The sequence below is a fragment of the Aquimarina sp. RZ0 genome (genome assembly GCF_008370685.1).
Taxonomy (GTDB): domain Bacteria; phylum Bacteroidota; class Bacteroidia; order Flavobacteriales; family Flavobacteriaceae; genus Aquimarina.
Map to the genome: position 1 here is coordinate 53,545 of NZ_VTZU01000024.1, position 20,647 is coordinate 74,191.

Here is a 20,647-nt window from a genome sequence, read left to right on the forward strand (position 1 = left end):
ATAATAATGGCAAGATATACTGGTCCAAAAACTAAAATCGCTCGTAAGTTTGGAGAAGCGATATTCGGAGACGATAAGTCTTTCGATAAAAGAAATTACCCTCCTGGTCAACACGGAAATAATAGACGTAGAGGTAAAAAAAGTGAGTATGCTATCCAGTTGATGGAAAAGCAAAAAGCAAAATATACCTATGGTGTTCTGGAACGTCAATTTCGTAATATGTTCGAAAAAGCTACGAGATCTCAGGGAATTACAGGTGAAGTATTACTTCAATTATGTGAGTCTCGTTTGGATAATGTAGCATTCAGAATGGGATTGGCAAACTCTCGTAGAGGTGCTAGACAATTAGTTTCGCACAGACATATTACAGTAAATGGTGAATTGGTAAATATTCCTTCTTATCAATTAAAACCTGGTGATGTCGTGGGAGTTAGAGAAAAATCAAAATCATTAGAAGTTATCCAGAATTCACTTGCTAATAATAGTAAAGTATATGAGTGGATTACTTTTAATAATGACACTAAACAAGGTACATTCGTATCTGTTCCGGCTAGAATACAGATTCCGGAAAATATCAATGAACAATTCATCGTCGAATTATATTCGAAGTAATTAACTCTAAGAAGAAACAGTAATATGGCAATATTAAATTTTCAGAAGCCCGATAAAGTTATCATGATCGACTCTAGTGAGTTTGATGGTAAATTTGAATTTAGACCATTAGAACCTGGGTATGGATTGACAGTTGGTAACGCTTTGCGAAGAGTTTTGCTATCTTCTTTGGAGGGATTCGCTATTACTTCTTTAAGAATCGAAGGAGTAGATCATGAATTTTCAACTATTTCTGGAGTTGTAGAAGATGTAACTGAGATTATCCTGAATCTTAAACAAGTACGTTTTAAGCGTCAGATAGAAGATATAGATAATGAGTCAGTTACTATTTCAATTTCGGGTCAAGAGCAATTGACAGCTGGTGATTTCCAGAAATTTATATCAGGTTTTCAAGTCCTTAATCCGGATTTGATTATTTGTAATATGGATAAGAAAATAGCTCTTAATCTAGAAATTACAATAGAAAAAGGTAGAGGGTATGTGCCAGCTGAGGAAAATAAAAAGGCAAATGCTCCTATAGGGACTATTTTTACAGATTCTATTTATACGCCAATTAAGAATGTAAAATATAGTATTGAGAATTATCGTGTAGAGCAGAAAACGGATTATGAGAAGTTGGTTTTTGAAATTGTATCTGATGGATCTATTCATCCTAAAGATGCCTTAACAGAAGCGGCAAAAATCTTGATCCATCACTTTATGCTATTCTCTGATGAGCGCATCACACTAGAAGCTGATGAAATTGCTCAAACTGAAACATATGATGAAGAATCTTTACATATGAGACAGTTGTTAAAAACTAAGTTAATCGATATGGATCTTTCTGTAAGAGCACTTAATTGTTTAAAAGCGGCAGAAGTAGATACATTAGGTGACCTGGTATCTTACAATAAAAATGATTTAATGAAGTTCCGTAACTTTGGTAAGAAATCTTTGACTGAGCTAGAAGAACTAGTGAATGTAAAAGGGCTTAATTTTGGGATGGATCTTTCAAAGTATAAATTAGATAAAGACTAATACATCATATTTTGCTCCTCATAATGAGTTGAAGCAAGATGATGATTAAATTAAAATGTCATGAGACACGGAAAAAAAATAAATCACTTAGGAAGAAAAACTGCACATCGTAAAGCAATGCTTGCGAATATGGCTTGTTCTCTTATAGAACATAAGCGAATAAATACTACAGTTGCAAAAGCGAAAGCATTAAAGCAATTTATAGAGCCATTAGTAACAAAGTCTAAAGAAGATACTACCCATAACCGTCGTATCGTTTTTAGTAGATTGCGTGATAAATATGCAGTTGCAGAATTATTTAGAGATGTAGCAGCCAAAGTGGGAGACAGACCAGGAGGATATACAAGAATTATAAAACTTGGAAATCGTTTAGGTGATAACGCTGACATGGCAATGATCGAATTAGTGGATTACAATGAATTATATAATGCAGGTAAGCCAACTAAGAAGAAATCTACAAGAAGAGGTAGAACAAAGAAAACAGATGCTACTCCGGTAGCTCCAGTTACCAAAACTGCTAGTTCTGAAGAAGAAGAATAAATATTATTCTTAATACAATACAAATAAAAAAGGGCAATCAATTTATTGATTGCCCTTTTTTATTTATCATCATCTAATTGTTTAACACAGATTATGCATTGAAACTTCGTTATGAAGCTTTGAGATACAATAAACACTGACTTTTTCTCGGTTTTAGCATAGCAGTTTATCCTGAACTGTGACGAGGGCTACGGTGAAATCAAAAAAAAGCAGCAAAGTGATAGTGTTTTCAGTAGCTCAGAACTGTAATAGATTTTCCAATGTATAATCTGGGTTTAATGATTTGCTTTTATCTATAACCAGTCATTGTAATACCTGCTTTGTCAGCTCGGTTGCCAGGAAAAGGAAAATTTCTAGCCTGATGTTTTGAGTTCAGATATCCACTAAAAATTCTGTGAAAACCATGTCTTTGAGCAGCTATGAAGGCGAGAATATCAGCACCTCCTCTAATAACTTTATAACTTTTAAAAGGTCTTAGATTTGTCAGATATAGACTTTTTTTTCTATATTTAGATTTTTTGTCTACACGCAGAGTGTACGTTCGATGAGATCCTCTAGCATGCTTCTTTTTCCATAATCTTAATTTGATAATTTTGTACCTTGCGTTTTTATTAACGCTTTCATATTTAGTAGTTAATTCAAGATCATAAGCTTCTACTTCCTTTTCTGTGTCAAAAGCAAATGCGCCATATTCTTCTGAGTATGAAATATAAAGGTTATCAGGATCTGCCACTTTTTCTAGGGATTCAATATTATCATATACAATCCCTTTATAATTGTATGCGGTATTTTTAAATGGATCAGTTTCTTCCTCAATATTTGATGTTTGAATATCACTGTTTTCAACGGGGATACTTTCATCTTCAGTACTACAGCTATTAAAAAATAGCATAAAAGCTGATAATACTAGTCCAAGTAATAAATTCGATTTTTTCATAAAATTAGGTTTTAATATTTGATTAATAATTTCTTGTGCAGCTACACTTAATAAACAATTTGATTAGTTTTATCCCTACATTTAGTAAACAACATTCCTTAGCTTTACTCAACTTATTTCAAAAGTATTCAACAGAATAAATCTCTTAAGTATTTGAAATTATACGATTTATAACTAAAAATTTCGTATATTCATCCTTTCTTTTTCCTTTCTACTTCGTTTAAAAAATAAACCGTAGCTATAGCTATGCTTGATTTTTTTGCCTTGCATAAAGAAAAAATAGTTCAATGAATCTATACGAATTTTTTAATCACAAATCGTATTAAACATTTTAAAAAAAAAATCAATTTTTAAAAAAAATCAAATTCAGTGCTAAATTGTTCATATAAATGGCCATAAAACAACGAAGTGATTTTTGATCACACTTTAGAGCAATCAAGGTCAGATCTTTTGGTTAACAAATAATACTAGCGCTAAACAAGTTGCAATTGAAAGGAACAATTTGGCGAGTGGAATTTACTTTTTCAAGTCTCTGCTTCGGATACACAATTAATGAAAAATGGTAAACTGATAATTGATTAAAATATCTTCTGAGCGCAACAAAAAAGAGTAATTAATTTGATTTGTTTTTTGCCCTGATAAGATAAAAATTCAGATAAAAAGAAATGAATTATTAATCGTTAGGGTAATTAGTTTGCATAAAAGCTTTAGGTGGCGTATCTGGCGTGCTTACGGTGTAAATATTTGATCAATTGCGGTTTATCTTTCTTCCTTTTTTTTATAAACCCTTTGATATTTTCTTTGAGTTGCTCTTTGCTAATGGCTCTTTTCTTTCCAATGATATTGGTTTTGAAATCTTGATTCACATATTCTTGCGGATTGAGTTCTGGAGAATAGGGAGGAATAAAGAACATTTCTATCTTATCTTTGTGTAGTTCTAACCATTGCTCTATTTTTTTTGTTTTATGAGAAGAATGATTATCGGTTCGGAGTTACTACATTTGGATGGACATTAAGTTAAGCTTAAAAGATATAGTTTTGAGCATTTGTGAAAACAACAAGAAGAAATATTTACAATGATATCTAAATGAATTTGTCTACAAACTCAATAGAAGATATTTTGGGGAACGAATCTTCGACAGACTTGTAATAGCAAGTATTACAGCAAGTGGGCAATAAACGGATGTACATAAATTAATTATTATCCTATTTATATATGATTAAAAAAATGCCTGAGAGTTTAAAAAAATAATTATTTACTGTACTTTTGCGCAGATTTATTCGTAACGAATTAAGTCTGTTAAATAAAAAAGAAGAGTTATATAAAACGTAATTGTTTTATACCCTAAAAAAAGGAGAAAAATATGAAATATCAATCTCGAAAAAAGGCTATTGTTTTATTGGCTGATGGTACCGTTTTTTATGGAAAAGCTGTAGGACGAGAAGGAACCGCTTTTGGTGAAGTATGCTTTAATACAGGTATGACAGGGTATCAGGAGATCTTTACCGATCCATCATATTACGGACAATTAATGGTGACTACCAATGCGCATATTGGTAATTACGGAACCAATGATGAAGAGATAGAATCTGATTCAATAAAAATTGCTGGTCTTATCGTAAAGAATTTTAGTTATGAATTTTCAAGAGATTTGGCAGATGGTTCTTTACAGGAGTTTTTAGAGAAACATAATTTATTGGCTATTTCTGATGTGGATACACGAGCTTTGGTAAGTTATATACGAGATAACGGAGCAATGAATGCTTTGATTTCGACAGAAGTAGATGATGTAGAGTCATTAAAACAGCAGTTGGCAGCAGTGCCAGATATGAATGGGCTAGAGTTGGCTTCAAAAGTTTCTACAAAAGAACCTTATTTTTATGGAGACCCGAATGCTACTTATAAAATATCAGCATTGGATATTGGAGTTAAAAAAAATATTCTGCGTAATCTTGCAAAACGAGATGCTTATATTAAGGTTTTTCCATATAATGCAACCTATGAAGAAATGAGCGAATGGCAACCAGACGGTTATTTTTTATCTAATGGACCGGGAGATCCTGAACCTCTTTCTGCTGCAATAGACACTGCAAAAGAAATACTAAAAAGAGATTTGCCATTATTTGGGATATGCCTGGGGCATCAGGTAATTGGTCTTGCTAATGGAATCAGCACTTATAAAATGCATCACGGGCATAGAGGTATCAATCATCCCGTAAAAAACCTACTCACAGGCAAAGGAGAAATTACTTCTCAAAATCATGGCTTTGCTATTAATAGAGAGGAAACAGAGAAACATGCGGATATAGAGATCACTCATGTGCATTTGAATGATAATACCGTTGCAGGGATAAAAATGAATAGTAAAAATTGTTTTTCAGTACAATATCATCCCGAAGCTAGTCCTGGCCCAAATGATTCTACCTATCTGTTTGATCAGTTTATAACTAATATTAAAAGTGCAAAAGGATAGTGACAAAATTTTAGTTTTTATTGCAAATCTAAAATTGATTTAACAATATGTTTGTCTATAACGTTATAGTTGATAACTTGGTAGATCTGTATGGATTTGTGCAATAAATTAAGAGCTTTTAGAAGGTATTAGAATTTATCGGTTTTGTATATTGCGAAGAATTAAAAGTATCCAACAAAAATAAATCAAAAAATGAGTGTAATTATTAATATTCACGCCAGACAGATTTTAGATTCACGAGGTAACCCTACCGTAGAAGTAGATGTGATTACCGAAAATGGTGTTTTAGGAAGGGCAGCAGTTCCTTCGGGAGCTTCAACAGGAGAACATGAAGCTGTAGAATTACGTGATGGCGGGAGTGATTATATGGGTAAAGGAGTTAAAAAAGCAGTAGAAAATGTCAATACAATAATTGCTGAAGAATTATTAGGATATTCTATTTTTGATCAAAATTTATTGGATCAAACCATGATTGAGCTTGATGGAACTCCTAATAAATCAAAATTAGGAGCGAATGCTATTCTTGGTGTTTCATTGGCTGCAGCAAAGGCAGCTGCAAATGAACTTAATATGCCATTGTATCGTTATGTAGGCGGAGTGAGTGCTAATACACTTCCTGTACCTATGATGAATATTATTAATGGAGGGTCTCATAGTGATGCTCCAATCGCATTTCAGGAGTTTATGGTGATGCCTGTAAAAGCTGAAAATTTCACACACGCCATGCAAATGGGAACCGAGATTTTTCATAATCTGAAAAAGGTACTCCACGATAGAGGATTAAGTACAGCAGTAGGTGATGAAGGAGGTTTTGCTCCTACATTGGATGGTACAGAAGATGCATTGGATTCTATAGCATTGGCTGTAGAAAAAGCAGGCTATAAATTTGGAGATGAAGTAATGGTAGCTCTGGATTGTGCTGCGGCAGAATTTTATGTTGACGGCAAATATGATTATACAAAATTTGAAGGAGATACAGGAGTAATCAGAACCAGTGAAGAACAGGCGGATTACCTTGCAGAACTGGCATCAAAATATCCTATTATTTCTATTGAAGATGGTATGGATGAAAATGATTGGGATGGTTGGAAGTATCTGACGGATAAGATTGGAGACAAAGTACAATTAGTAGGTGATGATTTATTTGTAACCAATGTAGAAAGATTATCTAGAGGGATCGAAAATGGAATCGCAAATTCTATTTTGATTAAGGTGAATCAGATAGGAACGCTTACAGAAACCATTGCAGCAGTAAATATGGCACATAATGCCGGATATACCTCAGTGATGTCACATCGTTCCGGGGAGACCGAAGATAATACAATTGCAGATTTGGCAGTTGCTCTCAATACAGGTCAAATAAAAACTGGATCTGCATCTCGTAGTGATAGAATGGCAAAATATAATCAATTACTTAGAATTGAAGAAGAATTAGGAGTTGTTGCTTATTATCCAAAAGAAAAAGCGTTTAAAATAAACTAAAAAATTACCGATAGAAGGGTTTGATTGAAGAAAAATCATCAAATCGATCGAAATGATAGATGCAAAAGTTATAAAAGGGATTCAGTTTTTAGGTCAAATAATAACGAATCTTGAAAGCGCCTTTCTTTTGTCAGATGATTCGATGGATGCTATTTTTGTTTCGAATTCAGGTTAAAATAATCAAACAGATTACATATTTATAAAAGAAGCTCACTCTCAAAAGTGAGCTTCTTTTGTTATAAAATGATGTTTTTGATGTTTTTGATGTTTTTTTTCGGGTTTTTAAAGGGGTTAAAGGGTTAAAAAACTGTTTTTTACGGTAAAATATGGTATTTTAACTTATTTTAACTATTTTAGAAGGCTGGTTAAGTAATTTTTAATAATTTCGCGAACCAAAAAAACATATTATATGAAGATACTTTTACTATTGTTCTTCTTATTTTTTTTATCGCCCCAAACTACCTTCGGAAAGGATTCGAAGATGAAGAATAGTACATCAGAAAGTTTATATAACTTTTGGGCATCTTTTAATGATTATACCTCAAAAGAAGAAATTGAAAAAATAGAGACGCTTAATGCTACCTTTGACTATACACCTTCAGAATTTTGTCAGAACGGAATAGATCCCATTCCTAATGTTACGACCCCCGGAGGGTTATTTAGCAGTACGGCAGGCCTGGTTTTTGTAGATACGGCTACAGGAATCGTTGATCTCGATGCAAGCACACCAGGAACATATCAAATAACATATACTGTTGCGAGTGGCAGCCCACTTGTCTTTATGCAAAGTATCACTATTAATGCTGCGCAACCAGCGAGCATTAGTTATAATAATAATGGCTCATCGTCTACTACATTATGTAGGTCATCTTCAAATCCCACTCCTATAATCACAGGAGTAAGCGGAGGTGAGTTTACCAGTTCACCTGATGGATTGGTTTTTGCCGGCGGTGGCGGTGGCGGATCTATTTTTATTGCAAAACCCGAAGAGAATCAAAAGATGATGTCATCTACCGGAGAGATAGATTTGAACGCGTCTACTCCAGGAGAATATGTTGTTCAGTATACAACGCCAGAAGGATGTGTTGTCGCTTCTCATACCGTTTTTATTGTAGATCTTATAGACGCGGCCTATTCTTATGGATCTCCCGTTTTTTGTCAGGATGGAATAGATCCAGCTCCTATATTTAGCCAGCCATTACCTGCCGGACAAGGACAGGTTTTTCTGGTTACTGCCGGAGGATCCGGGCTTAAGTTTGTAGATAATGATAATCAGGTAAATGCTCTTATTGATTTAAGTGAATCTGCCGTAGGATTCTATTCAGTCCAAAGAGTTATTTTTAATAATTGTGGTACTGGAGGTTTTACTTCAAGTACAATTAACCTGCAAATCATAGCTTCCGGGAATACTTCGTTTAGTTATAGTGCAGCTACATTTTGTAAAAATGATCCCAATCCGGTTGCCACCATATCCGGAACCAATGGAGGTATGTTTAGCTCCACAGATCCTAATTTGATTTTTGCCGATGCGGCTACCGGAGAAATAGACGTAACTGCAACACCTGCGGGTATGTATCCTATAGTGTATGACCTTACAGGGATTTGTGCTGCAACGAGTACTCCTCAGGATATAACCATAGTGGGAGCGGATGCTTCATTTAGTTATGCTGTGACTGAGTATTGTAGTGGAGATGTAGACCCTCTACCGACGATTACAGGAACTGCGGGTGGAGTTTTTTCTAATAGTTCCAGTTCTGGATTAGTGATAAACGCAGGTTCTGGATTAATAGATCTGGATGCCAGTGCAGAAGGTCCTCACGAAATTACATATACAACTGCGGGTGCCTGTGCAGGTTCAAGTACTTTTACAATTACTATTATTACCAACAGTATAGCAGATTTTGAGTATGCATTGCCGGCATATTGTCAGTCTGATACTAATCCGTCTCCGGTTATAACAGGATCAGGAGGAGGATCTTTTAGTAGTACAGCAGGTTTGGTTTTTATTGATGCCAATACCGGAGAAATTGATCTCTCAGCAAGTACACCCGGACAGTATACCCTTACCTATGAGATTCCTGATCCCTGTGGGATTGTGGTTCAAAAAGATATTACGATAGATAGTGAAAACCCAACGCTTTCTTTTGAAACAAGCCTGGATGATGCACCTTTTATTGCTAGTCCGGGAGCAACTATTGATATTGAGCTGGGAAGAAAACTGGAAATACGTTTTCCGGAAACATTTAATGGAACCGTTTCCTGGTCGGGGCCGGATTCTTTTTCTTCTACAGGCACAGAAGTAGAGATCTCTAATGATATTCAATTAAGTAATTCAGGCACCTATACTGCTGCAATTACATTTGATGTTGCTTGTGGATCAGCACCTACAACCTATGATTTTGTAGTAAATGTATTGAATAGTGTAGTAAGGCTTTCTCCAAAAGTATTCTTACAGGGAGCCATGCTGGGAACTACAGATAATCTGATGAGAGATGATCTCAGAACTCTTGGATATCTTCCTAATGATACTCCTTATAGTGATGGTGTTTCTGTAGACGGATCCATTTTTAACGATGCTGCTCTGGATGCTGATAATATTGTAGACTGGGTATTTATAGAGTTACGGGATGCGGTAACAAATACCACCGTAATAGATGCGCAATCTGCTTTTGTACAAAAAGATGGAGATATAGTAGATATAAACGGGAATACAGAACTAACAATGACTGCCACTACAGGCGGGAGTTACTATATAGTAATCAAGCATAGAAACCATTTAGGAATCATGACCGCAACTCCTATTGCCCTAAATACGATACCAATCAATATTGATTTTAGAGATGGTAGTCAGGCTACTTTTATTAAAGATAGTGGAGCTGAAGCTCAAACTTCGATTGGCATGCCTGTTGGCACTGTCGGGATGTGGGCAGGTGATGCTAATGGAGATAATCAAATCACATATTTTGGAGCATCGACAGAATCGATTGTAATCCGTCAAAGAGTTTTTGATGATTCAGGTAATTTATTTAATCTTCCAACATATCCTTCGCAGGGCTATAGTAGTACAGATGTTAACATGAATGGGGTTACTGGATATTTTGGAGCAAACACCGAATTCGTTTTTATAAGGGATAATGTTTTTAGTAATCCTTTGAATATATTCAATTTACCAACAAATCCAGTTAATCAACAACTGCCATAAAAATATAAAAAATGAAAAAAACTTTACTAATATTTGCTATCTTAATGTTTGGTATAGAATCAAATATAGCTCAGTCCAATTATGACTTTACTTTAAGTCAGGATGATATTTATCAGTTCACAGTTTCTGCTGTTTCTACATTTGATTCAGGAACGGATGTGCCTAATTTAGAAGCTTTTGGTTTTACTATTATGTTGCCACCTGGAGCTTCAATAGATATGGGTAGTTTAGATTTTAAACTCTTACAATTAGGATCTCTTACTCAAATTACGGATAGTTCTCTTGGTGCTAATGATCCTATAGAGACAAGAGATGCTTGGCAGGTTGCTTCAAATACTGGTACGGCTGTCATTCCTTCTCATCCTGTTGGTGAAGTTATAGATTTGGTTACTTTTAATGTTTTAGGAAATCCTTCGTCTGGGGAAATAAGATTGTTAAGTAATACGGAAGTACCGGCTTCAAATGTTAGTCCTGTTTTGGATGCATTTTTTAATATAGATGTAACTGGAGGAAATTCCGCTGGTGATCAGTTTTCTGAATTAACTGGTGATGTAAATTTTCTTTTCTTCCCCTTATCAAATCCGGATATTGTAACCTCAGATTTTAGTATAACTCCAAACCCTACAAATGGAAGGTTTACGATTAATTTGCTAGATGGGATTGTGAATCCATCGATTAAGATTATGGACATAAAAGGAAGATATGTAAAAACGGTGAAGACCATTTTTAACCCTCAGAGTATAGCGGTAGATGCTTCTAATCTAGCGTCAGGAATCTATATTATAGATATTAATAATACAGCAAAAAGGCTTGTTATTAGATAGAAACAGTACTTTCAAAACGTTGACTATTTTTAGAAATAGATCAATATAATAAGCGTTCTGCATCTATCTGTGGTCTTGGTTTAAGAAAATATGTGTCAGTTTGAATGATTTTCGATAAGCAATAGTATCAAATTTTTGATAAAAAACTTGCTTCAAAAAAAGAGTCCTTACAAATGGTAATTGAGTATTACAAGCTTTAAAAAAGGGGTAATGCTGCAATAGAGATTGATGCCCATTAATTAAAATACGGTTTATATGTAGTGGCTGTTACCACTAATGGTATTGCTCAAAGAAAACAATTGATTATTCAATAAAAGAAATAGAAAATCATAAGACCAGAAACGAGGATTTGTAATAAACTCTCGTTTTTTTAGGGATAAATTCAAAGTAAGCTGTAAGGCTAAAATAGATATAACGATTAATACTATCTTAACACTATATTTTGTAATTTAGCAACCCTTATTATAAAAGCAAAATTCTAAAAAATCACATGTCAAAAATAGCTACGTTAGAAATCGACGGTAATAAATATGAGTTTCCCATCATAGAAGGAACAGAAAAAGAATTCGGGATAGATATAAAAACACTGAGAAATGTAACCGGAGGAGTTACTACCATAGATCCCGGATATAAAAACACAGGAAGCTGTGAGAGTGGAATTACATTTCTGGATGGTGAGAAAGGAATTTTGAGATATTGCGGATATACTATAGAAGAGCTGGCAGAAAAGGCAGATTTCTTAGAAGTAGCTTATTTGTTGATTTTTGGTGAATTGCCAACAACAGAACAGTTAACAAAGTTTGATGAAGATATTAAGGAAGAATCCCATGTAGATGAAGATATGAAGAAGATTCTTGATGGATTTCCCAAAAGTGCGCATCCTATGGGTGTTCTTTCTTCATTAACAAGTGCATTGATCGCTTTTAATCCTGATTCTGTAGATGTAGACTCAGAAGAAGCAATGTATGATGCGATTGTAAAGGTGTTGGCTAAGTTTCCCGTACTGGCAGCCTGGACGATGAGAAAACGAAAGAGCTTACCACTGGACTATGGAGATAATTCGTTAGGATATGTAGAAAACCTACATAAAATGATGTTTTCCAGGCCTAATAAGACCTATGAGGCCAATCAGATCGTAAACAACGCATTGGATAAATTACTGATTTTACATGCAGATCATGAACAGAACTGTTCGACATCTACTGTAAGAATTGTAGGATCTTCACATGCAGGATTGTATGCATCGTTGTCTGCTGGGATTTCGGCATTATGGGGTCCTTTGCACGGAGGAGCTAATCAGGCGGTTATCGAGATGCTGGAAGCGATCAAAGCAGATGGAGGCGATACTGCAAAATATATTGAAAAAGCAAAAGATAAGAATGATTCTTTCCGATTAATGGGATTTGGTCATAGAGTTTATAAAAACTTTGACCCGAGAGCTAAGATTATCAAAGTAGCAGCAGAAGAAGTGCTTGCTGACCTTGGGATAGAAGATCCGGTATTGGATATCGCCAAAGGATTGGCAAAAGTGGCACTGGAAGATGAATATTTTGTAAAAAGAAAATTATATCCCAATGTAGATTTTTATTCGGGCATCATTTATAGAGCCCTGGGAATACCTACAGAAATGTTTACGGTGATGTTTGCATTAGGAAGACTACCGGGCTGGATTGCTCAGTGGAGAGAAATGAGACTTCGTAAAGAACCAATTGGAAGACCAAGACAGATATATATCGGAGAAACAGAAAGACCCTTTAAATCCATATCAGAAAGATAGGAATATTCTCCATAAAAATTTAAAAAGGCATTGATATATTCAATGCCTTTTTTTTTTCGAAATATTTAGTAAACCCTTTAAAAACATACTTAATTTCAATATTTGATAAAAATTGAATGTTTTTTGAAAGAAAATTGGTGTCAAAACAAGCCTGTCTTCATATATTTGTTCGGATCATGTGGTAGATTTATACCATTTTTGTTTTTAAAAATACCCAAGCAAAACACTGCAATTTTTGTAGCGATAAAAAAATGAAGATGTAAGCGGGTATTTTTGAATAGTGTCTGGTCTGAAATAGATGATTTTCATAATTTGAAAGATTTTTGATGAAATTTAAAGGTTGTTTTTTGAAGTAGATGCATAGCATCAAACAATTAAAAATAAATCAAAGTTTCGAAAAAAGATACAAATTTGATTTTGCTGTATTTCTGCCCAGATACTAAGAGTATGTTTAAAAAGAATACAAATTGAAAATCAATAGTTTGAGGTTCTGAGTACACTTCAAATTATGAGTATATCGAGATATTTACATTATTTGAAGTAAGCTCACGGTTCTTAAAATATTTATTTTCAAGAAGTAAGATTTTTAAACAAGCTCTAAATAGTAAGTAACTTTGGAGCAAGCTCGCAAGGTATTTATTAGAAAAAAAGCATTTCGATTTTGAGGCAAGAATTGAAGCATTTAAATCTCGATTATTGAGTACGTAGCACGCGTATCAATTATGAGTTCTGAAAGCGGTTTTAAACAATACTTGTTTTAGAATCTTATATCATTTGTTGTTTGAATGTACTGTAAAAGAAAACTATGATTTTTTATTTTAGTGAAGAAGAATAATCAAGCATAGCAGGACTATGTTTTATTTTCATGCTAAAATGAAGGTAAAACAGGACATTGTAATCCAGTAAATTCAGAGTATAGATGGTATTATATATTTTAAAAAGATACACTGTTGAAACTAAATATTAAAAATGAAACGTCAAGACTTAGAGCAGTTGTTCTGGGTACGGCGGTTAGTAACGGAGGAATCCCAAAAATTGAAGAAGCCTATGATCCAAAATCTGTAGAGCATATCAAAGCAGGTACCTATCCTCAGGAATCCGATATGGTTGAAGAAATGGAAGCGCTGGCAAACGTTTTTGAGCGATATGATGTTAAGGTGTACAGACCAGAACTGATACAGGATTATAATCAGATTTTTGCCAGAGATATTGCTATGGTTATAGAGGATACGTTTATAAAATCTAATATCCTTCCGGATCGGGAAAAAGAAATCAAAGCTATACAATATGTAATAGATCAGATAGCTCCTCAAAAAGTGTATAAAGCACCTTCTGAGGAGATTCATTTTGAAGGAGGGGACGTGATCATCCATAATGATCATATTTTTATTGGAGCCTATACGGGAGAAGACTATAGCGATTGTATCGTAGCCAGAACGAATATGGAAGGAGTGGCATATATAAAATCACTTTTTCCGGATAAAATTGTAAAAGAATTTGATCTAAACAAGTCTATGAAAGATCCACGAAATAATGCATTGCATCTGGATTGTTGTTTTCAACCCGTAGGAAAAAATAAAGCAATCATACATAAAGAAGGTTTTAAAAACCTGAGTGATTATGAATATTTACGAAGTTTTTTTGGCGACGAACACCTTTTTCATATAGATAAAGATGAGATGTATTATATGAATTCTAATATTTTTTCGATATCCGAAAGTGTAGTGATTTCTGAAAGAAACTTTACAAGATTGAATACCTGGTTACGAAACCAGGGTTTTACAGTAGAAGAAATACCATATGCAGAGATCGCAAAACAAGAAGGATTATTGCGATGTTCTACAATGCCATTGATACGAGATTAACATGAAACAAATTACCAATACGATAGTGATGATTCGTCCTGTACATTTTAGGATGAACGAGCAAACAGCAGTTAATAATTATTACCAGAATACCACAGATAAAAGTATTGAGGATGTCAATAGCATAGCTCAACAGGAATTTGATGCCTTTGTAGAAATGCTAACATCTGCTGGTGTGCATATCATTGTAATAGACGATGATCCAAAAAATGATACGCCTGATTCAATTTTCCCCAATAACTGGATTTCCTTTCATGAACATGGCACGGTCGGTTTGTATCCTATGTTTGCTGTTAACAGAAGAAAAGAACGTCGTCCGGAGGTATTGGATATAGTAGAAGAAGCAGGTTTTATAATAAAAGATATCATTGATTATACTGCTGCAGAAAATGAAGAAGTATTTCTGGAAGGTACAGGTAGTGTTGTTTTGGATAGAGTTCATAGAAAAGCATATTGTGCGCTATCTCCTAGGGCAGATGAAGCCTTGTTTATCGAGTTTTGCGAGGATTTTGAGTATACTCCTGTAATTTTTGAAGCCTATCAGACCGTTCAGGGAGAACGTATGTCGATATATCATACCAATGTAATGATGGGGATTGGAGAAACTTTTGCAATCGTATGCCTGGCGAGTATCGATGATAAAAAAGAACGAAAAAATGTAGTAAATCATCTAAAAAATGATGATAAAGAGGTAATTGCAATCACAGAAAATCAAGTCGCTAATTTTGCCGGTAATATGTTACAGGTTATTGGAGCTGATGATACACGATATCTGGTGATGTCTTCTGCTGCATTTAATAGTTTGTCTGCTGATCAAATAGCAAGAATAGAAAAACATAATGAGATCCTTCATAGTGATCTTAGTATGATCGAAAAATTAGGAGGAGGAAGTGCTCGTTGTATGATGGCAGAAATCTTTCTTCCTTCAAAATAAGTGGTGTATCCGTGCTGCTTTAAAACACTTCAAATACTATAGAATATATTGCAAAAGGTGATTTTTAGCGAAGAAGAAAAATCCTGCATAGCAGGACTATGGCTACGGTTTATTTTTATTCTGAAACGTATACTGGAAAAGACATTTTATTCCAGTAAATTCAACAGATAAAAGGTGTAAATATACAAAGTTATATCTTTTAACTATTTTTGAAGGTATAATAAAGAATACTATGCTTTCTAAGAAAACAAAATATGGCTTAAAAGCGCTCACCTATATTGCGCGAAAAAAATGCGAGCATCCTGTTTTGATATCAGAAATTGCTACTAGCGAAAATATATCTCAAAAGTTTTTAGAGAGTATATTACTGACACTTCGTAAAAATGGATTTTTAGGTTCAAAAAAGGGAAAAGGAGGTGGGTATTATCTGATAAAAGAACCCGAATATATTTCGATGGCGTCTATTATTAGAGTATTAGAAGGTCCTATTGCAATGTTGCCTTGTGTAAGCCTTAATTTTTATGAAAAGTGTGATGATTGTCCTGATGAGAATGCCTGTACGGTACATCAGCTAATGATCGAGGTGAGAGATAATACTTTAAAAGTATTAGAAAACAGAACTTTGGCGGATTTTATGAATTAATATCTGTACTGATTTAAATTACCTAATTTACACTTGTTCTTTTTATTTATAAAAAAATGTAGTCTTTATATTTGAGTTTTTTTTAAGTCTAAATCAGCAATAGGACGAAAAATGGTAAGTAGTTTCTTAAGATAGAATCTTGCATAGCTTATTCCAAGAGCATTTTAGTTTTCAGAGATTTTTTCATAAATATAAGGCCCCTGGATTTTTCCCCATACTTGTTTTCGATCTGTATCATACCCCCTGTCCCAGGAAGAGATTTTATGATGAGTGATTACGATATGACTTGTGGTGTATGCCATGTTTGCTCTGAACTTGCTTAGGCACGTCCCGTTATTGGTTTTTCCTTGATAAATCGAAGAAGTTTTTTTTCTGAAATAAACATCGCATCCATCTCTGATTTTTATGCTATCAATAGATAGGTTATTAAAAACAGATAAATCCTTCCATCCATTCAAATACTTTTTTCGGTCAGGAAGGGTATAATTAGTACTGCGAATTGTGAGACTATCCATTCTTTTTATTCTCAAAATTCTCTGATAGTATACCTTTTCTGTATCGCTGGGGTCATAGAATTCCTGGTAAAACCAATAATCTTGTTGTTCTTTCCAGATTGGTGCGTTTGTAAGATGAATCTCAAGATATCCAGCCTCTTTGTCAGCCTGTTTTTTGGATGAAAATTCACCAGATAACAAGTTGACAAAATGATGTAACTCCGGGTCATAATTTATATTAGATTCACAACCAAGCATACATACTATTGAAGTAAAAAACATCAATAATCTTTTCATGCAATTCTTTTAACAAAACTAATGATTTTCTGAGGGAAACGCAATTAGACGTTGGGATTAGTTGCGTTTTCCCTTGTTTGGAGTGTGATTGGCAATGTTTTTAATCATTCCTCCAAAAATAAAGTAATGAAACGGGATCATTAGATACCAATATAGTCTGCCCCAGATACCTCTCGGTCTAAACGTGGCAGTCTGATAGAGTATATTATTTTGATCAATATCAAATTCTAACCACGCCTCACCAGGAACTTTCATTTCAGCAAAAAGTAAAAGGCGTTTTCCTTCTTTATCAGCAACAAGTACTCTCCAGAAATCCAAAGCATCCCCAGAATAAACTTTATGAGGATGGGTCCTTCCTCTCCGTAAGCCAACACCTCCAAAAAACTTGTCCACATACCCTCTTATTTTCCACATCCAATCTCCATAGTACCATCCAGTTTCTCCGCCAATTGCCCAAATTCTATCCAGTACAAGTGCCGTATTTTTTATTTTTATTTTTTTAATATCCGTTAAGCATCCTTTTTTAGGAACCGTGACATATTTTTGTATATCTTGATCAAAACGTCCGCTAATCATAGAATCTTTCCAGCTGGATACCACCTGATTTTGTTCAATTTTGATAAATGCCAGTTCTAATGATTTAGTATACGTCATTGGTGTAATGTCCAATATTTCTTGTAGTTTGTTGTCATTAGCAATTACAGGTATTTTCATGCTGTCCACCAGATTCAGCGCAAGTTTATATGAAGTAGAGGTTACAAAATATAACCAATAAGATGACAATTTGGGAGTCATAATCGGAAGTGTGAAAATAAATAATTTAATACCTCTTACTCTGGCATAAAGAAGAAGCATTTGCTTATACGTAATAATATTAGGGCCGCTGATATCAAAGGATTCATTATAACATAGCGGATTACCAAGTACGCCAATCATAAAATTTAGTACATCTCTAATAGCTATGGGTTGCGTTTTGGTGTTCACCCATTTTGGGGTGATCATAAGAGGTAGTTTTTCACAAAGATCTCTAATGATTTCAAAAGAAGAGCTTCCAGAGCCTACAATGATTCCTGATCGTAATACCGTAAAATTATAATTGCCCTTATATAAGGTTTCTTCTACATTTTTTCTGGACCATAGGTGTTTTGATAAGTTTTTTTCGTTCACGATACCACTTAGGTAAATTACCTGTTTGATCGTAGTTTGAGATACATATACCGTAAAATTTTGGGCAGAGATTTCTTCTTTTTTATCAAAATCTGTGGTCGATGAGCTCATCGAATGTATAAGATAGTAAGCTACGTCTATATTTCTGGGTAGTTTATCAGGATCCGGCGTTTCTAAAAAATCAATTTCCATGATCGAAATTCTTTTTTTCATTTCATGATCAATAGAAAATCTATCCTGATCTCTTACACAACAAATTATTTCGTGATCAGCTTCCAGCAAAAGTGGTAAGATTCTCATACCGATATATCCGTTTGCTCCCGTAAGTAAAATGCGCATCTTTTTAGGGATAAGTTACAAATAATTACTTGTCTGGAAAAGTTTGAAAGCTGTGAATGAATTGATATCAATAGAAAGCGGTATAAGATTATATTTCTACTATCTTTGCTGCCTGATTTTTATATCAAACATCATAATAACAATGACATTACAGCAAAGCATTTCAGAAAAGGTAAAATTAGCAGTACAAGAATTGTATCAGGCAAACTTAGCATCAGTAGAATTACAAGGAACTCGTAAAGAGTTCGATGGTGATATTACTGTGGTTGTTTTTCCGATGTTGAGAGTCATAAAAGGGAATCCTGTACAGATAGGAGAGGCAATAGGAGCATATCTGGTAGCAAATGTATCAGAAATAAATTCTTATAATGTAGTCAAAGGCTTTCTTAACTTGGTTATTGACGATCAGTATTACCTTAATTTCTTTGCAGAAATTAAAAATATACATCACTATGGTTTTGTAACTTCAGGTTCTGATCAAAAGGCAGTGATGGTCGAATATTCTTCTCCTAATACCAATAAACCATTGCATTTGGGACATATTAGAAATAATTTATTAGGCTATGCGGTTGCCGAAATCATTAAAGCTAGTGGTAAGAAGGTATATAAAACTCAGATAATTAATGATAGAGGCATTCATATTTGTAAAAGTATGATAGCCTGGCAAAAGTATGGTAATGAGGAAACTCCGGAGTCTACAGGTCTCAAAGGAGATAAGTTAGTAGGGAATTATTATGTAAAGTTTGATCAGGAATATAAAAAGGAAGTAGCAGCACTAGTCAGTACTGGTAAAACAGAAGAAGAAGCAAAAACAGAAGCTCCATTTCTAAAAGAAGCTCAGGAGATGCTAAGAAAATGGGAGGCAGGAGATACTGAGGTTGTAAAACTTTGGAAAATGATGAACGAATGGGTGTATGCTGGTTTCGAACAAACCTATAAATCATTAGGTGTAGATTTTGATAGTTATTATTATGAAAGTAATACGTACCTTTTAGGAAAAGATACGATTCAGGAAGGCTTGGATAAAGGTGTGTTTTTTAGAAAAGAAGATGGTTCTGTCTGGTGTGACCTCACTGATGAAGGCCTGGATGAAAAGATAGTACTGCGTAGTGATGGTACAGCAGTGTATATGACTCAGGATATAGGTACTGCCATACAAAGGGTAAAAGACAAGCCTGATATTGGCGGTATGATCTATACCGTAGGTAATGAGCAAGATTATCATTTTAAGGTATTGTTCCAAATTCTCAAAAAATTAGGATATGATTGGTCTGAAAACCTGTATCACCTGAGTTATGGAATGGTTGATTTGCCTAGCGGTAAAATGAAAAGTAGAGAAGGAACGGTAGTGGATGCTGATGATTTAATTACAGAAATGGCAACAACAGCAGGAGAAATTTCTAAAGAATTAGGAAAGTTAGACGGGTATTCTGAAGAAGAAAAGAGTGATGTATATGGCACTATAGGTTTAGGAGCTCTGAAATATTATATATTAAAAGTAGATCCAAAGAAAAGAATATTGTTTAACCCAGAGGAGTCTGTGGATTTTCAAGGAAATACCGGACCGTTTATTCAGTATACCTATGCCAGAATACAAGCTATTTTGCGCAAAGCTACGTTTGACTATACGCCAGTCGTTCTGCATATAGCATTAGAAGCAAAAGAAAAAGAATTAATCAAACAGTTAGAGCTATACCCTGAGATCATCCAACACGCAGCACAGGAATTAAGCCCGGCTATTATTGCTAATTATACCTATGATCTGGTAAAAGCATATAACTCATTTTTTCAGAATGTATCTATATTTGGAGCAGATTCTGAAGATGAAAAAATATTTAGAGTTCAACTTTCTGCATCAGTCGGAGCAACTATAAAATCTGCCTTTGGTCTTTTAGGGATTCAGGTTCCGGAGCGCATGTAACCAAAGTAATTGGGACTTTAAGATAGTGTAGCATAGGTGTTTTTGTGTTTTTTTTCTAAACAGATAGTTGGGGAATAATTCAATACCCAGATGTAACACTATGAATATGAAGTGAAAAACAA

General features: G+C 34.3%; 15 protein-coding genes and 2 pseudogenes. 13 read left to right on the forward strand and 4 right to left on the reverse strand.

Annotated features, from left to right (window positions below; genetic code table 11):
- Positions 1-6 precede the first annotated feature (6 nt).
- The 3 genes from rpsD to rplQ are packed head-to-tail and all read left to right on the forward strand — an operon-like array spanning position 7 to position 2,169.
- The gene (gene rpsD / locus F0000_RS10905) at positions 7-612 is read left to right on the forward strand and encodes a 30S ribosomal protein S4 (RefSeq protein ID WP_149624750.1); all 606 of its coding nucleotides are present in this window, start codon (positions 7-9) and stop codon (positions 610-612) included.
- Between the two features lie 24 nt (positions 613-636).
- Positions 637-1,629: a DNA-directed RNA polymerase subunit alpha gene (locus F0000_RS10910; RefSeq protein WP_149624751.1), complete on the forward strand. Its 993-nt coding sequence runs from the start codon at positions 637-639 to the stop codon at positions 1,627-1,629.
- A gap of 60 nt (positions 1,630-1,689) precedes the next feature.
- A complete protein-coding gene (rplQ, locus tag F0000_RS10915) occupies positions 1,690-2,169 on the forward strand; it encodes a 50S ribosomal protein L17 (protein ID WP_149624752.1) in 480 nt (159 codons plus the stop codon).
- Between the two features lie 289 nt (positions 2,170-2,458).
- Here rplQ and F0000_RS10920 read toward each other — a convergent pair whose 3' ends face one another.
- Entirely contained in the window at positions 2,459-3,106 is a 648-nt protein-coding gene (locus F0000_RS10920; protein WP_149624753.1) for a hypothetical protein, read from the reverse strand.
- 707 nt (positions 3,107-3,813) lie between these two features.
- Positions 3,814-4,077 (reverse strand): annotated as a pseudogene (locus F0000_RS10925) (transposase); the annotation flags it as partial.
- 88 nt (positions 4,078-4,165) lie between these two features.
- Here F0000_RS10925 and F0000_RS10930 point away from each other — a divergent pair.
- The 9 genes and pseudogenes from F0000_RS10930 to F0000_RS10970 all read left to right on the forward strand — a co-directional run.
- Positions 4,166-4,285: pseudogene (locus tag F0000_RS10930) on the forward strand (IS1595 family transposase); the annotation flags it as partial.
- A 185-nt stretch (positions 4,286-4,470) separates the two neighbouring features.
- Complete coding sequence (gene carA / locus F0000_RS10935; RefSeq protein WP_149624755.1) at positions 4,471-5,580, forward strand: glutamine-hydrolyzing carbamoyl-phosphate synthase small subunit; 1,110 nt, start codon at positions 4,471-4,473, stop codon at positions 5,578-5,580.
- A gap of 192 nt (positions 5,581-5,772) precedes the next feature.
- Entirely contained in the window at positions 5,773-7,062 is a 1,290-nt protein-coding gene (gene eno / locus F0000_RS10940) for a phosphopyruvate hydratase (protein WP_149624756.1), read from the forward strand.
- Positions 7,063-7,471: 409 nt separating this feature from the next.
- On the forward strand, positions 7,472-10,264 hold the full coding sequence (locus F0000_RS10945) for a hypothetical protein (RefSeq protein ID WP_149624757.1): 2,793 nt from the start codon (positions 7,472-7,474) through the stop codon (positions 10,262-10,264).
- A gap of 11 nt (positions 10,265-10,275) precedes the next feature.
- Entirely contained in the window at positions 10,276-11,088 is an 813-nt protein-coding gene (locus tag F0000_RS10950; protein ID WP_149624758.1) for a T9SS type A sorting domain-containing protein, read from the forward strand.
- Between the two features lie 490 nt (positions 11,089-11,578).
- Positions 11,579-12,865 (forward strand): citrate synthase, encoded by a 1,287-nt coding sequence (locus F0000_RS10955; RefSeq protein WP_149624759.1) that lies wholly within the window; start codon positions 11,579-11,581, stop codon positions 12,863-12,865.
- A 947-nt stretch (positions 12,866-13,812) separates the two neighbouring features.
- A complete protein-coding gene (locus F0000_RS10960; RefSeq protein WP_149624760.1) occupies positions 13,813-14,730 on the forward strand; it encodes a dimethylarginine dimethylaminohydrolase family protein in 918 nt (305 codons plus the stop codon).
- 1 nt (position 14,731) lies between these two features.
- On the forward strand, positions 14,732-15,664 hold the full coding sequence (gene ctlX, locus F0000_RS10965; protein ID WP_149624761.1) for a citrulline utilization hydrolase CtlX: 933 nt from the start codon (positions 14,732-14,734) through the stop codon (positions 15,662-15,664).
- A gap of 232 nt (positions 15,665-15,896) precedes the next feature.
- A complete protein-coding gene (locus tag F0000_RS10970) occupies positions 15,897-16,307 on the forward strand; it encodes an Rrf2 family transcriptional regulator (protein WP_149624762.1) in 411 nt (136 codons plus the stop codon).
- 164 nt (positions 16,308-16,471) lie between these two features.
- Here the strand turns inward: F0000_RS10970 and F0000_RS10975 are convergent, their stop codons facing one another.
- Positions 16,472-17,098, reverse strand: a complete 627-nt coding sequence (locus F0000_RS10975) for a chromophore lyase CpcT/CpeT (protein ID WP_149624763.1) — start codon at positions 17,096-17,098, stop codon at positions 16,472-16,474.
- A gap of 57 nt (positions 17,099-17,155) precedes the next feature.
- Entirely contained in the window at positions 17,156-18,604 is a 1,449-nt protein-coding gene (locus F0000_RS10980) for an SDR family oxidoreductase (protein WP_149624764.1), read from the reverse strand.
- Positions 18,605-18,746: 142 nt separating this feature from the next.
- On the opposite strand from F0000_RS10980, the gene argS reads away from it, so the two are divergent.
- A complete protein-coding gene (argS, locus tag F0000_RS10985; protein ID WP_149624765.1) occupies positions 18,747-20,525 on the forward strand; it encodes an arginine--tRNA ligase in 1,779 nt (592 codons plus the stop codon).
- Positions 20,526-20,647 lie beyond the last annotated feature (122 nt).

Bases quoted from the DNA above. Each gene is read 5' to 3' on its own strand.
- rpsD (WP_149624750.1), top strand. From the start codon at position 7: ATGGCAAGATATACTGGTCCAAAAACTAAAATCGCTCGTAAGTTTGGA.
- F0000_RS10910 (WP_149624751.1), top strand. From the start codon at position 637: ATGGCAATATTAAATTTTCAGAAGCCCGATAAAGTTATCATGATCGAC.
- rplQ (WP_149624752.1), top strand. From the start codon at position 1,690: ATGAGACACGGAAAAAAAATAAATCACTTAGGAAGAAAAACTGCACAT.
- F0000_RS10920 (WP_149624753.1), bottom strand. From the start codon at position 3,106: ATGAAAAAATCGAATTTATTACTTGGACTAGTATTATCAGCTTTTATG.
- carA (WP_149624755.1), top strand. From the start codon at position 4,471: ATGAAATATCAATCTCGAAAAAAGGCTATTGTTTTATTGGCTGATGGT.
- eno (WP_149624756.1), top strand. From the start codon at position 5,773: ATGAGTGTAATTATTAATATTCACGCCAGACAGATTTTAGATTCACGA.
- F0000_RS10945 (WP_149624757.1), top strand. From the start codon at position 7,472: ATGAAGATACTTTTACTATTGTTCTTCTTATTTTTTTTATCGCCCCAA.
- F0000_RS10950 (WP_149624758.1), top strand. From the start codon at position 10,276: ATGAAAAAAACTTTACTAATATTTGCTATCTTAATGTTTGGTATAGAA.
- F0000_RS10955 (WP_149624759.1), top strand. From the start codon at position 11,579: ATGTCAAAAATAGCTACGTTAGAAATCGACGGTAATAAATATGAGTTT.
- ctlX (WP_149624761.1), top strand. From the start codon at position 14,732: ATGAAACAAATTACCAATACGATAGTGATGATTCGTCCTGTACATTTT.
- F0000_RS10970 (WP_149624762.1), top strand. From the start codon at position 15,897: ATGCTTTCTAAGAAAACAAAATATGGCTTAAAAGCGCTCACCTATATT.
- F0000_RS10975 (WP_149624763.1), bottom strand. From the start codon at position 17,098: ATGAAAAGATTATTGATGTTTTTTACTTCAATAGTATGTATGCTTGGT.
- F0000_RS10980 (WP_149624764.1), bottom strand. From the start codon at position 18,604: ATGCGCATTTTACTTACGGGAGCAAACGGATATATCGGTATGAGAATC.
- argS (WP_149624765.1), top strand. From the start codon at position 18,747: ATGACATTACAGCAAAGCATTTCAGAAAAGGTAAAATTAGCAGTACAA.